Below are 14,631 nucleotides of genomic sequence, written 5' to 3'. Positions count from 1 at the left end.
TTAACGGCTGAAACTATTTTAAGTATAAGACGACGAGTCGTTAGCTTACGTGATTCTACAACGACCTCGCTTAGAATAGCGAGAGGTTATGTCAATAATAGGTAAGAAATAAAGAATTTGTTTCGTTTATGAATAAAACATGAGAAAAGCCCGTGAACTACGTCACGGGCTTGGGGTTTGAAAGCAGGGAGTAGCGAGTAAATATTCAATAGTAGAGAACCATCAACTTGAGTTGAATTAGCGCAGTGAACATTCAAACTCACATGGCTCCGTTCGGTGGCTATGCAATGGAATCTGGACCCTGTAAATAATTCCGTTTAAACGGCCTCTTCAAATTGTTTGTCTTCCATTTCTTCAATTTGCTGAATATGCCGATCCGCTTGCTGAAGCTGATACATTTTGGCGTAACGACCGTTTTGTTTCAGCAGTGATTGGTGTGACCCCCTTTCTACTAAATCCCCATGATGAAGGACGATGATTTGGTCTGCGTTTAAAATCGTGGATAAGCGATGTGCGATAACCACAAGAGTCATGTCTTGACGTAACACTTCCAAACTTTTTTGGATGAGGACTTCCGTGCCTGAATCAATGTTCGCGGTTGCTTCATCTAAAATGAGAATTTTAGGTTTCGCGACCAGTACGCGAGCGAGTGCTAGTAACTGTTTCTGGCCGGCTGATAGATTGGTCTCTCCTTGTCCTAATTGCGTTTGTAACCCGTTTGGGTACTGGCGGATTTGTTGGTCTAAACCGACCTTTTCTAGCGCATCCCATATTTGTTCATCGGTAATGGTTCTACCAAGGGCAATGTTCTCCTGAACCGTTGTAGGCAGAATGTGTGGGTCTTGCTGAACCATGGCAATGTCTTTTCTGATGACATCTTTCGCTAAAGAACTGATTGGGCGGCCATCGATGGACAGTGAGTTGTTTTCCGCTGGGTAAAATCCCATTAATAAAGACGCTAACGTGCTTTTACCACTGCCAGTGTGACCCACTAAAGCGATGAAATCTTGATGCTTGGCTTGAAAAGTGATGTCATTGAGCACATTTTGTTGTCCATCATAGCTGAAAGTCAGCTTCTCTAGCGAGATGGACCCCGATGCTAACGGTTGGGTATCTTCGCCATAGGTTTGAGCTTTCGCATCCATTAATTCGAACACGCGCTCACTCGATACTAATGCCTGCTGCAATAGGGCTAATTGCTGCGTCATTTCAATGAGCGGCTCGGTCACTCTCGCAAGGTAACTAATGAAAGCATAAAGCACACCAACACCAATTAGCTCGACGCCGTTAAAGCCAAAAATTGCAACTAAAGAAAGCAGCGCTAGGCCGGCAAGTAAATCCATTAACGGACGCAATAGAATACCATTAAGGCGAATGACTTTTTTCGATGCGGCTAAGTGTTCAGCAGTTAGATCATTAAATTGCTGATTAAAATGCGCTTCCTGTTGCATGAGTTGAATCACGCTCATACCTTGAATGGATTCACTTAAGTTGGCGTTAATATCCGATAGGAGGTCACGCATATTGCGGTAAGTTTCTGTACTTAATCGCTTAAATAAGTACATGAAACCAATCACGATCGGCAGCAAAACTAGAACGACAAGCGTCAGTTTCCAACTCATGTATAGCATGACACCGAGCATGACCGAGATCATGACGAAATTTCTGACAACCGCAGCGATGAGCAGCTCATAAAATTGTTGTAGTGATTCAGTATCATTGGTAATCCGAGATACTAATTTTCCTGCTGGTGTGTAGTCAAACGCAGAAAGTGGCTGATTGATTACGCCGGAAAATATCTGTTTTCGTATCACTTTGATGGTATTGGCCGCCACAATGCCAAATTGTAGCGATTGCAGATATTGGAACGTTGCGGAGATAAGTTGTAGAGCAATATAACCTACCGCTAAAGGAATCAGGACATCTGTTGAGTAGTTTCCTTTCGTTATATGTTCATCAATAAAATACTGTATCAGCCATGGCCCGCCAGCATTTGCTACTGCAGCAATAAACAATAGACCAAGGCCGATGAGCATCGGTTTAGGTTGAGATAATGGGTAAGACAGGAGCCTTTTAAATAGCGCGCTTTGTTTCACGGGTTACTCCTCCATAGCTTGTTCAAGTTTTTGATATTGATACATCTCTGCATACCATCCATGGTGTTCGAGTAACGAATGATGCTGTCCGCGCTCGGAGATGTGGCCGTGATTAAGCACAACAATCTCATTGGCAGCTTCAAGTGCGGTTAAACGATGAGCAATGACAATAAGCGCTTGATCGCGATAATGTGTCTCCAAGTTATGGAGGATTTTGTGTTCAGTTCGACCATCGACGGCAGACAGTGCGTCATCTAATACCAACACTTGTGCATTGAGTAACAAAGCTCGAGCAATCGCAATCCGTTGTTTTTGTCCTCCGGACAAGGTGATGCCTTTTTCTCCGACCTCTGTCTGGTAGCCATGCGGGAATTTTTCGATATCATCATGGATGCAAGCCAGTTGTGCTGCGCGATACACTTCTTCGGCGCTTGCATCCGGTTTGCCTAAAGCGATATTGTCGAAAATGGTTTTAGAAAACAGAAAAGGGCTTTGATTTACGATCGCAAAGCGGTTTCGCCATTGAGGTAAAATGGTATTTTTGATTTCAATATCGCCAAACTGAATCGTACCTTTCTTCAAATCATATTGTCTCAATAGAAGAGAAAGCAACGTGGATTTTCCGCTACCAACAGGCCCGGCGATGCCAAGCATTTTTCCGGGTTCTAGCGTAATGTCAATGTTACTCAAAGCGGGGGGCAAATCTTGAGACCAATGATACTGCTCAATTTGGATTCGCAGCGGCAGTGGGGCATCACCAAGGGGTTGTTGACCACTCACGATGTCAGGCTTTTCATCAAAGATTTCTTGTAGCCGATTCCAGGCGGCTGAGCCGCGCTCCAGAATATTAAACAGAAAAGCAAAGGCGAGCATTGGCCATATCATCATGCCTAAGTACATGGTAAATGCCGTTAAGTCTCCAAGTGAGATTTCACCTTGCTCAACTAAATACGCACCGGATGCAATGCTCAATAAGAAAGATAGGCCAATGGTTAACTGGATGGCAGGATCAAAGCGTGCATCTGCTCTTGCGACCGCTATGTTCTTCTCTGCGGTGTCATTGACGACCTGTTCAAAACGTTGTTGTTCGCGGTTTTCTAAACCAAACGCGCGCAGCATTCTTACCCCGTTTAGTGACTCTTGAGTCATGTCTGACATGGAAGAAAATGCTTCTTGAGCGGTGCGAAAACGTTGGTGCAAAACACGTACGATAAAGAATATGGTGATCGCAAGAAAGGGCATGGGCAGCAGAGCCATAACCGTCAGTTTCCAGCTTATTTGGGTGACCATAATAATCAGCACTGCAATTCCAGTGATTAAGGAATCTGCTGCGGTCAGCACGCCCTCGCCAGCGGTCATCACCACGTTTCGAACATCGTTGGTGCCTCTTGCCATCAGATCACCCGTTTTAAAACGCTCAAAAAATCGTGGTGGTTGTGTAGAGAGATGGCGATATAGGCGGTTACGCAAAATCGCACCCAATTCCCAACTGGCGCCAAATAACCAGATACGCCAGAGAATTCGGCAACCGTAAACCGTAGCAAGAACAGCGGCAAGACCAAGCAGCCAGAGGATCAATGTCGATGCCTCAAGAGAGTTATCGACAACCCCATCGACAATGATGCCGACGGCTTTAGGGGGAATAAGTTGGAGAGCGGAGATCAAGGCAAACAATAGGATGGAACCCACGTAATGTTTCCATTTTAGTTGGAAATACCAACGAAGCTGCCAGAATATTCTCATTACGCCTCCTGCTTTAAATGATTGAATTTTCTATGGAACCATTATTGAGGCAAATGATGAGTTTACAAGCACATTTTTTACACAGCGCAGAAAACAATAGATTGTGTTGTATTTACTTGAGCACAGGGAAATAGGTCCGATCTCTCACTGCAAACTGAGGATGCAACAATATTGTGTGAAATTATTGTTACATTCCCCTAGCAGATAGCAGATAGCAGATAGCAGAACAACAGACTTATCAGTGACAGTAATGCTAAATTCGGTTATCCCCGGTACTAAACGCAATGATTTGACTGATCTCGGTTAAACTTTTGCCGCTTTCTTTTTGCCATTGAGTAAAGGCCTTGTTGGCTGCATCCAATGATTTCTTGGTGTCTTTCCCCCCCTCAATGATCTTACAATTGCGAAGATAAGCTTCAACGTCACTAGACAAGATAAAGGTGTCGACGCCCATTTGGCGAAGTGTGTAAGGACCAGTATTTCCGCCCAAGCGATTGCCGCGTTTCTTCAAATACGCCCATAGATCGGTGATTTTATCATCAGGCCAATCGGCAACCATTTTGCCAAACGAGCCGTATTCGATTTTTGCTTCGTGGATCATACGTGCGTTGGCAGGAATCGACATGACTTTGGTAAGGTGGCGAATAATGCGCTTGTCAGTCGCTTTGTTTTCCCACTGCTCGTCAGAGAGCATCAATAGCGGCTCAATTTTAAAGCCGAAAAAGACTTCCTCAAAGTTCGGCCATTTGTTGCGAACCACACTCCACGAAATACCACTTTGGAATACTTTCATCGAAAATGCCGCTAACCAACGATCATCGGGAATCGTTGCCAGTTCTTCTTTGCTTAGTGGGCGAGACAAAAGAGATTCTAGTCGCACCTCTCCGCCTTTGCGTTCAGCTGCGCGCTGATAAATGGCGTCAAACTTTTCGATACTCATAAAAGAAGTTAGTCCTAGTTTATGTCGATATTTGCGAAACATACTACCCTTAAGTGGCTGAATCGTAAATTGATGGAGTGTCACAAATGAAGAAAGTCACGTTGACGTTTATTGGAGAAGGTTCGGAGCAAGTAGCAGAAAAGTTTTATGCTTGGATGACGGATGGCGGGTTAGAAGATAGCATGATTGAACATCTATCAGACCGAGAAGTATCCGTGGTGGGGATCAGCGATATGGATAATGAAACACGTGATGTGGTGATCAATACTGAGGTGAATTAGCGTACTGTTTGTGGTCAACATGTCAGTGGTCAATATGAATAAAACAAAGCCCTTCATTGAGAGGGCTTTGCTGTGTTTAGGCGTGCATTAATATTAATAATTGACCAGCGTGAGCCCGCTAGGCAGTGCATCACCAAAGACGCGTTTTGACTCGCTCTCTGACAGCTCTTTCACTTTTTCAACCAACGATACCCAAGATTCTGGCACCTTGCTCTGTTTCAGTTTAGCAAGAACTTGCGCGCGATAGTCGTCTGAAATATCGAATAGGCGATCGCCAGTTTTACGACAAATCATTACGGCTGCGAATGCAATCATAGGCTCTTTCTGCCAATCTTGGTCTAGCAATTTCGGTAACCACTGTTCCGCTTGCTCGCGAGGAACGACGTTATGTTGACTGCCATATAACGGTGTACGTGATGCCAAGCGACCCATAGCCCACCAGTGCGCTTGTTCGAACTGGTTGTGGTTGATAGCCTTGCTCAAGAACCACGTTGCTAATAGAACTTTGTCTTCGACTTCTAGGTGTTCTAGAGATGCAGACAATCGCACCATAGATTCGTAACCCATGTCTTGCGCGGCTTTTGCTGATTGTGGGTTCTTCATCGCGCCAGGATGCAGGTATTTCGCAATGTCTGCTAAGATGGTTTCTTGCTGCTCTTGGCTCAAACCACCTGCGATGCGGCGCCAGAATACCCACCAGTCGGTCCAACCCTGATGGTTCTTGAATTGAATGTTTTGTTGGTAAAGGCCCCAAACTTGCTCGATGCGCCATGAATCAGTGGGATCGCCAAAACCCGGGCGAAGTGCAAACCCTGCCAAACGAAGCCAGTTTTTCTCGTGTTGCTCAGAGCGACGACGACGCTTACGGCCTTGGGCGAAAGTATCGAACAATTGACGTAGGGTGGTGAAATCCCACTCGTCACGTTTACCGAGCTTCTTCTCAAGATCTTTGGCTAAGGTTTTGATCTCTCTGCTTTCTGCGCTTTTCTTGTTGCCGCTGTATAAGCGTGCGATCTGCTCTTTACACTCGTTCAGTTTAGGGTGGAGCTTAACTTGTTCGTTCTCATCGGTTTGCTTGTTACGAACTTCGAATTCCAGCTCCCAACGTTTGCTGTCGTCTTCCGCGCTAACACACTCCATCTTAAGCGTGCCGACTTCAGTCAGCTGACACGCGAGTTGTACTTCTACGCGTTCTTTCTGGTTCGCTTGCAGTTCGGCAGCTTCGCCTTCAAGAGTGGTGATGTAAGGTGGTAGAGGAGCAAACAAGTCGGGATCAACGTCAACCATCACACCATTTTGAATCGCGGTGTTATTGGTTAGGGTGTCGTGGGTAGAAGTCAGCAGGTTAAAGCGAACGGGTTCACCTAGGGTAAGCGAGAAACGACGACCACTTAAGCGGATCTCGTGACCTTCTTCTGTACCTTTTGCGAGCAAACAAAGTGCTTTACCCATCTTGTTCTTTTCTTGAAGATGCAAGAAGTAAGAACGTGCTGCGCCACCACCAATTTTTAGTTGTGCGCCACGACGCGCTTTACCAAAGGCAACAGCACCAAGTGCGACCGACCAATCTGGATGGGGGTTATCTAAAACGGTGATAGGCGCGTCACCCCAATTTGAAAGTAGCGTCGTTACGCGCTCGGTGACAAGGTCACTATTAAACACCCCGCCATTAAGCAATAAGCCCACTGGGATTGCGTTTTGCTTATCGTCTTCAATGCCAAGAGCGGCACGAGACACTTGCTGATGCTGGGTTAAGAACTCGGCAACATGTTTACTCACCGCAGGGTCAGCAACGTAGGGAAGACCAAACTCAACGACCGCACTGCGACGTTTATCTGGTACTTCACTGAAATCAGAGAGCGGGAAGAAGCCATCTAAGGCGATTTGGTGCACTTCTTGTTTGCTCAGAGCAATACTTTTTGTGCCGCCGAGCAGTTTAGAGCCACTGCCTAGCATAGTGATTTTTACTTCTTCAGGCGCGTTTGCAGAAAGTAGGTTTTCTTTCGCCTTGCGAGTTTGCTGAATCAGTTTGGTGAGGCTTGCCGCGGTGAGTTTCTTACTTTGTTCTCCCTTTTGTTGAGCAAAGCGACTTTCCGCGAGGTGGGCCAATGCGAGGTCTAGGTTATCACCACCAAGCATCAAGTGTTCGCCAACGCCGATACGATCAAGGGCAAGTTCATCTTGAGAAGAAAAACGCGCTTCAATTAAGCTTAAGTCGGTGGTACCACCACCTACATCGCACACCAGAATCAGTGGCAGCTCTTTTAGCTCATTGGCTGCGGTTTGCTGGTGGCGCGCGTACCAGTCGTAACATACGGCTTGTGGTTCTTCGAGCAGGACGATTTTCTTTAAACCCGCCAATTCAGCAGCTTCAAGCGTGAGCTTACGTGCGGTTTCATCGAACGACGCTGGAACGGTTACAACGACATCTTGGTCTTCTAGCTTGTTGCTAGGGTGTCGGTAGTTCCATGCTTGACGAATGTGGTTGAGGTAGCTTGCGCTCGCAATAACGGGTGAGACTTTATCTACGTCTTGCGCAGCAGCCCAAGGAAGAATGTCTGAGCTGCGATCGACGGCCTGATGTGATAACCAGCTTTTCGCACTGGATACCTGACGTCCTTCGACTTTCGCACCTAATTCACGAGCCCACTCACCAACGATCACGTTATTAATATCACCAGAGACGGGTTCATGGTCCCATGGAAGAGTAAGATCGGATGGGGAAATTTGACTTATCGCTGGATGATAGCGAAATGAGGGCAGGAGTGGTTTACGAACCACTTCACCCGGACCAATTAATTGATCGATGTTAAATAGGGATACTTCGGATTGTTCAAGGTTGTCGGTGATTTCACAATACGCCACCACAGTGTTTGTGGTGCCAAGGTCAATACCAACAAGAAAACGAGGAGATGCCATACAAACCTTCGTGTATTTAAAAACGGCACCCGATTGGATGCCGTTTGATTTCTATTTATTCTTCTTCGTTTGAGTCGCTTTTCGCGTCTTCGCGCACATCGAACTCAACATGCCATTTTTGGCCGTTATCAGCAGCAATGGCTTCTAGGTAAAGCGTACCAAGCTCGGTTACGCGAGAGGCTAGGGTTACCGGAACCACTTCACCCTCACGACGACCTTCAGATACAGGCAGCGTTACTTGAATTTCTGGCAGCTCTTCAAGCTCTTCTGGTGCCCAGTAGTCTAGGTGAGTACCTGCTAGGTCATCACGGCGAACGGTGGAGCCGAAGAACTGGAAGTTAACTGGCTGACCAATGATCAAACCAAACTCTTGGCTTGGTACGTCAACGCTTGAGCCTTCCTCCATACCAAATGGTGCCACACACAGTGCTTCCATTGGAGGCGCCATGCCCGGAATCGCTGGCATCGCACTTTCGATACCCACGTAGTATGCCGAAGCAATACCGCCGCGGATACGAACGCCTTGACCGCGACGTACTGAACCGTAGTAAGCCGCACCGCTAGCAACCGCAAGGTCTAGATCCACACCTGTTAGGCGCTTTGCCATTTCTGCATCTGCTTCAAGTAGCCATTCGTTGATCGTGTCTTCTAGACGAGTTGCTAGAAGTTTTGATTTCAGCACACCACCGTTGAATAGGATTGCGGTTGGCTTGATGAAGTCAGCTGATTGCGCTGCATCCGCACCTGGCATACCAGGCATGTTAGCGAATGGGTTGAAATCTTGAGTTGCGGCTTCTGCGCCATTTCCTGAAGCAGAAAGGGCATTGGCTTGCTTAGACAAGAACGCTGCAATATGACGAGTAATGCCCGCATCTTGTGCGTAAGGCAGACCCATTTGCGTTAGTGCACCACGGTTACGTTGAACAGGGTGGTCCGTAATCGCAACTTGAGGGAAGAAGCCATCAACCAATGTTTGTTGTACTTCTTCTTGAGTCAGGTCAGTCTTAAGTGTTGCGCCAAGCAGTTTCGAACCACGGCTTGGTACCACGATTGGCACTGACTGAAGTTCGCTGTCGTTCAATAAAGCTTCTTTCGCATCACGACATGCGTGCGTCATCGCCTGAACTTGCCATGGCTGTAGCTCTTTGCCGTCCTGCGCTAGCTTCATCTTTAAGCGGTACGCAAGTGCAAGATCCATGTTGTCACCGCCAAGTAGGATGTGTTCACCTACCGCGATACGGTTCAGAGTTAGGTTGCCGTCGTCTTCAGTGACTTCAACCAAAGAAAGGTCGGTTGTACCACCACCGATATCTACCACAAGCACGATGTCGCCAACTTCAACTTCGTCGCGCCATTTGTCGTTGCTATTATCGATCCAGTTGTAAAGCGCAGCTTGTGGTTCTTCTAGAAGCGTTAGGTGCACGAAACCAACGTTACGTGCTGCTTCTGCCGTTAGATCACGAGCAGCAGGATCGAAAGAAGCCGGAACCGTAATGGTGACGTCTTGGTCTGCAAGGTTGTGGTTTGGATTCGCGTGATTCCAAGCATCTTTTAGGTGCTCTAGGTAAAGCTCTGTCGCACGAAGCGGGGATACTTTTTCCACTTCTTCTGGGCTACCTGCTGGTAGGAATGCATCACGACGGTTCACACCAGCGTGGCAAAGCCAAGATTTCGCACTTGCAACAAGACGAATTGGTGTTTTTGAACCTAGGTTACGTGCAATCGCACCAACCAGAGCTTTTGGCTCGCTCGACCACGGAAGAACGCGTGATTGCGGGTCCATTTCGTGTTCGTGCGGCTGGTATAGGAAAGAGCCTAACTGGCTGCGAGTCTCTACCGTGCCTGGCGCAGTAAGTTGCGGGATAGGCATCACTTCAACGCGTGCATCTTCGTCGTGCGTATCGACAAAAGACATCACACAGTGCGTCGTACCTAAGTCGATACCAACGCTGAATTTCGGCGTCTGTTGTGTTTCAACAGACGTTTCTTGAGAATGGTTTTCTTGATTCATGTGTTCCATTACAGCTCAACCTCAGCTGGAGCAATCACAGATGCATCGTAGTTTTCAGCAAGTTTTGGTAGGTTCATTGATGTTGCTTTCCAGCCTTTATGAACTAACGTGCCGCTAAATGGTGCGTTACCTGTAACATTGCCTGTTAGACGGATTTCTTGTGGGTTAAAACCTTCTTCAACCGTAATGCGAGTTTCTTCATCTTCGTTGCGTACATTTGCAAGCGTAACGTAATCATTCAATACTTTTTGGCCGCCAGTGTGGATGACACGTGCTGCCGCACCCACTTCCTCATCAGAGAATGACGTTAAGTCTTCTTTTAGGAAGTCGATCAGACGCGCTTCTTGCTGCATGATAGAAAGTAGTTGCATGGCAGAGTCTGTTGATGCGGTTGCAAGTTTTGATTCAACTTCGACAACACGCTCGACGACTTTCTCGACTTCTACAACTTTTTCTACTTCGACGATTTTTTCAACTGGCTTTTCCACCTCGACGATTTTCTCGACAGGTTTTTCGACCACTTTCTCAACCACTTTAGATTTGCGAGAAACCGCAATCAGAAGAAGTAAAACGCTCGAAACAGCAAGACCAGCGTGAAGCATATCGAACGTTTGAGGAATTAGGTTCAAATCAATGTTCATGACATTATTCTCTTTCTATTGATTGACTGGTGCTCAGCATTGGCTCATAGGTATTGACGCTAAGAATTGTCTTTGCGGCCTGCACCAAGTTTAGACATTAAAATGATGCTCGATGTTAGCATATTCAAGGCTTAAGGCTGTAATAATTCGCAAATATCGCGCATGATTAGCATAAAAATTCAGCGATTAGACGATGCTATCACGTCATTGCTTGCTGTTTATTCACTTGTGGCGCTCTATTTCAATAACTTCCAAAGTTTGACCAAGCGTCAAAACATGGTTTGCTAAATGACTTATGGTGTATTTTGAATGGGGGGATGACTTAAACTGCTCCTACGCTCGACATGTCTATCAAAGTTGAAGGTTTAGGCTTTGATGCGAATGGCGGAATTGGACTCAGTGACCCAACTATACAATCGACACAATCGACGCATTTTTAACGATAACTTATTTCACTATATTAATAGTGGGTTGGAATGAATAGTGGGTCGAATTTCACTTTGGTCGGTTTTGACGTTGCTCGCTTTAAGTTCGTCAATTTTTTTCATTGAGCATCGGATCGGCTACTCATGAAGACGAAGATCCGGAGACATTACTCCATAAAGTTGATCTACAGCTCTATAAAAGCAAGGAAAATGGCCAAAATTGGGTATCGATTGGTGATTAAATCAGCGGGCAAATTCGAGTTTTGAAAAGTGTTGCGGTAGAATCTCTCGCTTTCCATTTACGTTAGGAACGAAAACAAACTATGAACCATAACCGTATCGTCTGCTTCGATTTAGAAATGTGTTGTTGGAATGAAAATGGCGCAGGCCGCACAGGCGAAATTATTGAAGTTGGTTTGGCTGAAATAGATTTGTTGAAAGGTGAGATCGTCAAGCGCGCCCAATACTATGTCAAACCAGAACACGACGAAGTGTCTCTGTTTTGTGCTGAGTTAACCGGTATCACACCACGTAAAATTGAAAAACAAGGTAGACCGTTAGAAGACGTCATTAAGTCGATCATCAAAAACTTCGGCGGGCGCAATAAAATTTATGCCTCGTGGGGACGAGATGATCTTATCTTGCTTGAAGAATGCAGACAGAAAGGGTTAGATGCTCCTTTTTCAGAGTTCATTAACCTCGCTACTTTGTATCGAATTCAAAACCGTATGAAAGAGAAACGCATTGGTCATAAAGCGGCGCAAGAAGCGAAAGGTATTGAGTGGGAGGGGCGACAGCACTCTGGCTATGTTGATGCCTATAATCTCGCCAAGCTTGCATTGACGATGCTGTAGTGATCTCTCCAAGCGGTTTCAATTTGCGCTGTTGGGAAAGAATTCGTTGAAAACGAAATATTAGGTACGTGGATAGCGTAGGCTAAAGACAAAAAAGCTATTATTATGAGACCTAGTGCTTACACTAGGTCTTTTTTATATCTAATTTCTTTAGAGCGCGCATTTTTACAAGCTACTGAAATATCGGCAGGTTTTATGTCAATTGTATGTAAAATGTACCAACTCTGATATTTCTATTAAATAGGATTTAGTTCTGGTTTTTGTGTTTTTTGCAATTAAATTATCTAGATGTTTTTTTATTTTTGGCCATATGTGTCCCTAGAAGCAAAATTTGAAGTACCTCGCAAGTATTTGAGTTTATATAAATCTTAAATTAGCCATGAAAAAAGTTGGCGAAAATCATAAGCTTGTCATACACTTGCTGATGTACGCCCGATATGTTGTTGAATTGGTAGGGTAAAACTGCTCTAGCGCTACATATAGGTAGCATTGTTTAACATAGCTTTGAGGAAAGTTTTATGGCGCTCACAAAAGCCGAACTTGCAGAAAACCTGTTTGAAAAATTGGGATTTAGTAAGCGGGACGCCAAGGAAACGGTGGAAGTGTTTTTTGAAGAAATTCGTAAAGCACTTGAAAGTGGCGAACAGGTTAAGCTATCAGGATTTGGTAATTTTGACCTTCGTGACAAAAATGAACGACCTGGTCGTAATCCTAAAACCGGTGAAGATATTCCCATTACTGCTCGACGTGTTGTTACGTTCCGCCCGGGTCAAAAGCTGAAAGCCCGTGTAGAGAATTTAAGAAAAGAACAGTAAGCAAAGAACAGTAAATTAGGCGGTTAGTCACTTTGTGGCAAGGTAACACGCTAAAACAAAACCACCTCAATGGGTGGTTTTGTTGTTTTTATCGCTTTGAAAATCCGTGGTGTTTATGCCGCTTCAAGATGGGTCGTTAAATAAGGCTGCCAAGCCTGTTGATACCAGTTTTTAGATTGGCTTTGCATCTGTTTTATCGATGCCATTTCCCATTCAGTTAGGTCACGTTTTTCCATCAATGCTAAGCGCTCAACATTTTGAATTTTTTCATACAAATCATGTTCAGGGCCATTTTTTACTTCTGCGATGGCTTTTAGATGAAGTTGCACCTCAGCAACTAAGTTGGTTTTTGGTAAACGAACTAAAAGATTAAGATCACGATAGCCAGATGGTGTCGGCTTCTTAAAGCGGTTTTTCACTTTTACGATGGTGGTTTCACGCTCCAGTGCTTCATAGATGGAAACCAAACTAGCCACGTCATCTGCAACGATCGTAGCGCGCGCAAGGTCGGTGATTCTTTCAACTTTTCCATCTAATTCATGAGTAATTTTTTCAATCGAGCGTTGTTTAGATTTAACACCTGCAAAGTATGGTTGTGCATTGGTAAGTAGGGCGGTACTTTTACAGATGGTCTCGAGTTCGAATTGTGCTTGGTGAGCTTTGCTGTAGAGAATATCGAAATCGGTATAAGGCTGAGTTGGCTGGGTATCAAGGGATTGGATACCGTAAAGGCCACTGAGGCTATGTTTGAACAGTTTTGAGCAAACTTCGTTTTGACTTTCAGAACGATTTTGCTCGTTGCTCGGCGAATTTGGAAGTGCGGCGAATGCCGGCGCACGGCTTAGTACTAATAGCATCAATGCTGTAGTACGTAAAAATAAGCTCATTCACTCTCCTTAACTTGCATACACTTAGAAAATGGGTAACGAAAAGGTCACTAAGATTCGCAAATCAGGTACTACCTATTAAATGGGGTCTAACAACATAATTCCAATACTCCTCGTCTAGCTTGTAGTGAAATCGTGCTGTATATCACCATTTTACTCTTCATTTATTCTGACCCGCAGATAAACAAAACGTTCATTCTTGAACAGCATCTATTCTAACATTTCATTGTTAACGAAAGATGAACGCCATAGACAAATTTGAAAAAATCATTAGTCTTAGCAAACAAAAGAGAAGGACAACACTTCCAATAACTATCAGCCGATAAGTAGAAGTAAAATGAGAGATCAAGAATTTTGGCATCAAAAATGGGCCAGCAATCAAATTGGTTTTCACCTTGATGAGGTGAACCCGTTATTACCCATATTTTGGCAGAAAACCAATCCGAAACGAGAAGATGTAGTGCTTGCTCCTCTGTGTGGTAAATCAGAGGACCTTATCTGGCTTGCGTCGAAACATGACAATGTTCAAGGCGTTGAGCTTAGTCAGATTGCGGTAAGAGCGTTTTTTGCTGAGCATTTTTATACCCCAACTGTGATACCTGTCAATGGAATGCATGAGTTATATCAATTCGATGAGCTTTCCGTGTACACCGGGGATTTCTTTACAGCGCCAGTGTCAAAGGTCGATATTGTTTATGATCGTGCAGCGCTAGTCGCATTACCGAAAGACATGCGAATCGAATACGCAAGTAGAATTAAATCACTATTGAACCCTGATGGACGAATTTTGTTAATTACCTTGAATTACCCTCAGAATGAAATGTCCGGTCCTCCATTCAGTGTTCCTGTTGAAGAAATTGAGCAATTGTTTGAGGGGTATAAGGTAACATGCCTCAATGTGGATCAAGCAGATGAAACTCATCCTAAAATTGCTAAGCAGGGACTAAGTCGCTTTTCTGAAGAAGTGTACTTAATCGAGAGTACATAACCTGACGTTGGGTAATCTAAGCGGTGAAAGA

Annotated in this window: 11 protein-coding genes; 4 read left to right on the top strand and 7 right to left on the bottom strand. The window is 45.0% G+C overall.

From position 1 onward, the window contains the following. Positions 1–317: 317 nt before the first annotated feature. The 3 genes from KHN78_RS00905 to KHN78_RS00895 all read right to left on the bottom strand — a co-directional run bounded on the left by KHN78_RS00905 (position 318) and on the right by KHN78_RS00895 (position 4,779). On the bottom strand, positions 318–2,096 hold the full coding sequence (locus tag KHN78_RS00905) for an ABC transporter transmembrane domain-containing protein (RefSeq protein ID WP_211919345.1): 1,779 nt from the start codon (positions 2,094–2,096) through the stop codon (positions 318–320). A gap of 3 nt (positions 2,097–2,099) precedes the next feature. Next, on the bottom strand, positions 2,100–3,839 hold the full coding sequence (locus KHN78_RS00900; RefSeq protein WP_211919343.1) for an ABC transporter transmembrane domain-containing protein: 1,740 nt from the start codon (positions 3,837–3,839) through the stop codon (positions 2,100–2,102). 253 nt (positions 3,840–4,092) lie between these two features. Beyond that, entirely contained in the window at positions 4,093–4,779 is a 687-nt protein-coding gene (locus tag KHN78_RS00895) for a DNA-3-methyladenine glycosylase I (protein ID WP_211919340.1), read from the bottom strand. Positions 4,780–4,865: 86 nt separating this feature from the next. On the opposite strand from KHN78_RS00895, the gene KHN78_RS00890 reads away from it, so the two are divergent. Beyond that, positions 4,866–5,060 carry a hypothetical protein gene (locus tag KHN78_RS00890; protein WP_164837191.1) on the top strand — a complete coding sequence of 65 codons (195 nt, stop codon included), beginning with the start codon at positions 4,866–4,868 and terminating at the stop codon, positions 5,058–5,060. 93 nt (positions 5,061–5,153) lie between these two features. Here KHN78_RS00890 and KHN78_RS00885 read toward each other — a convergent pair whose 3' ends face one another. From KHN78_RS00885 to KHN78_RS00875, 3 genes are read right to left on the bottom strand one after another with little or no spacing between them, the layout of a single operon-like run. Beyond that, on the bottom strand, positions 5,154–7,979 hold the full coding sequence (locus KHN78_RS00885; RefSeq protein ID WP_211919330.1) for an Hsp70 family protein: 2,826 nt from the start codon (positions 7,977–7,979) through the stop codon (positions 5,154–5,156). A 55-nt stretch (positions 7,980–8,034) separates the two neighbouring features. Beyond that, on the bottom strand, positions 8,035–9,999 hold the full coding sequence (locus tag KHN78_RS00880; protein ID WP_211919328.1) for an Hsp70 family protein: 1,965 nt from the start codon (positions 9,997–9,999) through the stop codon (positions 8,035–8,037). Continuing rightward, on the bottom strand, positions 9,999–10,631 hold the full coding sequence (locus KHN78_RS00875; protein ID WP_128811010.1) for a DUF2760 domain-containing protein: 633 nt from the start codon (positions 10,629–10,631) through the stop codon (positions 9,999–10,001). Before KHN78_RS00875 ends, KHN78_RS00880 begins: the two co-directional genes overlap by 1 nt. 748 nt (positions 10,632–11,379) lie before the next feature. Between KHN78_RS00875 and KHN78_RS00870 the strand changes: the two genes are divergently transcribed. After that, entirely contained in the window at positions 11,380–11,910 is a 531-nt protein-coding gene (locus KHN78_RS00870; RefSeq protein WP_128811008.1) for a 3'-5' exonuclease, read from the top strand. A 518-nt stretch (positions 11,911–12,428) separates the two neighbouring features. After that, entirely contained in the window at positions 12,429–12,725 is a 297-nt protein-coding gene (gene ihfA, locus KHN78_RS00865) for an integration host factor subunit alpha (RefSeq protein ID WP_128811007.1), read from the top strand. 113 nt (positions 12,726–12,838) lie between these two features. Here ihfA and KHN78_RS00860 read toward each other — a convergent pair whose 3' ends face one another. Beyond that, the gene (locus KHN78_RS00860) at positions 12,839–13,612 is read right to left on the bottom strand and encodes a RelA/SpoT domain-containing protein (RefSeq protein ID WP_211919326.1); all 774 of its coding nucleotides are present in this window, start codon (positions 13,610–13,612) and stop codon (positions 12,839–12,841) included. Between the two features lie 337 nt (positions 13,613–13,949). Here KHN78_RS00860 and KHN78_RS00855 point away from each other — a divergent pair, with 337 nt between their 5' ends. Next, positions 13,950–14,600 (top strand): thiopurine S-methyltransferase, encoded by a 651-nt coding sequence (locus KHN78_RS00855; protein ID WP_211919323.1) that lies wholly within the window; start codon positions 13,950–13,952, stop codon positions 14,598–14,600. Positions 14,601–14,631: the final 31 nt, after the last annotated feature.

The organism is Vibrio sp. B1REV9 (assembly GCF_905175395.2).
Taxonomy (GTDB): Bacteria; Pseudomonadota; Gammaproteobacteria; order Enterobacterales; family Vibrionaceae; genus Vibrio; species Vibrio alfacsensis.
This window is presented reverse-complemented; position numbering and strand designations above follow the sequence as displayed.

Excerpts from the sequence above, each read along its gene's own strand:
- KHN78_RS00900 (WP_211919343.1), bottom strand. The coding sequence starts at position 3,839 with ATGAGAATATTCTGGCAGCTTCGTTGGTATTTCCAACTAAAATGGAAA.
- KHN78_RS00895 (WP_211919340.1), bottom strand. The coding sequence starts at position 4,779 with ATGAGTATCGAAAAGTTTGACGCCATTTATCAGCGCGCAGCTGAACGC.
- KHN78_RS00890 (WP_164837191.1), top strand. The coding sequence starts at position 4,866 with ATGAAGAAAGTCACGTTGACGTTTATTGGAGAAGGTTCGGAGCAAGTA.
- KHN78_RS00885 (WP_211919330.1), bottom strand. The coding sequence starts at position 7,979 with ATGGCATCTCCTCGTTTTCTTGTTGGTATTGACCTTGGCACCACAAAC.
- KHN78_RS00880 (WP_211919328.1), bottom strand. The coding sequence starts at position 9,999 with ATGGAACACATGAATCAAGAAAACCATTCTCAAGAAACGTCTGTTGAA.
- KHN78_RS00875 (WP_128811010.1), bottom strand. The coding sequence starts at position 10,631 with ATGAACATTGATTTGAACCTAATTCCTCAAACGTTCGATATGCTTCAC.
- KHN78_RS00870 (WP_128811008.1), top strand. The coding sequence starts at position 11,380 with ATGAACCATAACCGTATCGTCTGCTTCGATTTAGAAATGTGTTGTTGG.
- ihfA (WP_128811007.1), top strand. The coding sequence starts at position 12,429 with ATGGCGCTCACAAAAGCCGAACTTGCAGAAAACCTGTTTGAAAAATTG.
- KHN78_RS00860 (WP_211919326.1), bottom strand. The coding sequence starts at position 13,612 with ATGAGCTTATTTTTACGTACTACAGCATTGATGCTATTAGTACTAAGC.
- KHN78_RS00855 (WP_211919323.1), top strand. The coding sequence starts at position 13,950 with ATGAGAGATCAAGAATTTTGGCATCAAAAATGGGCCAGCAATCAAATT.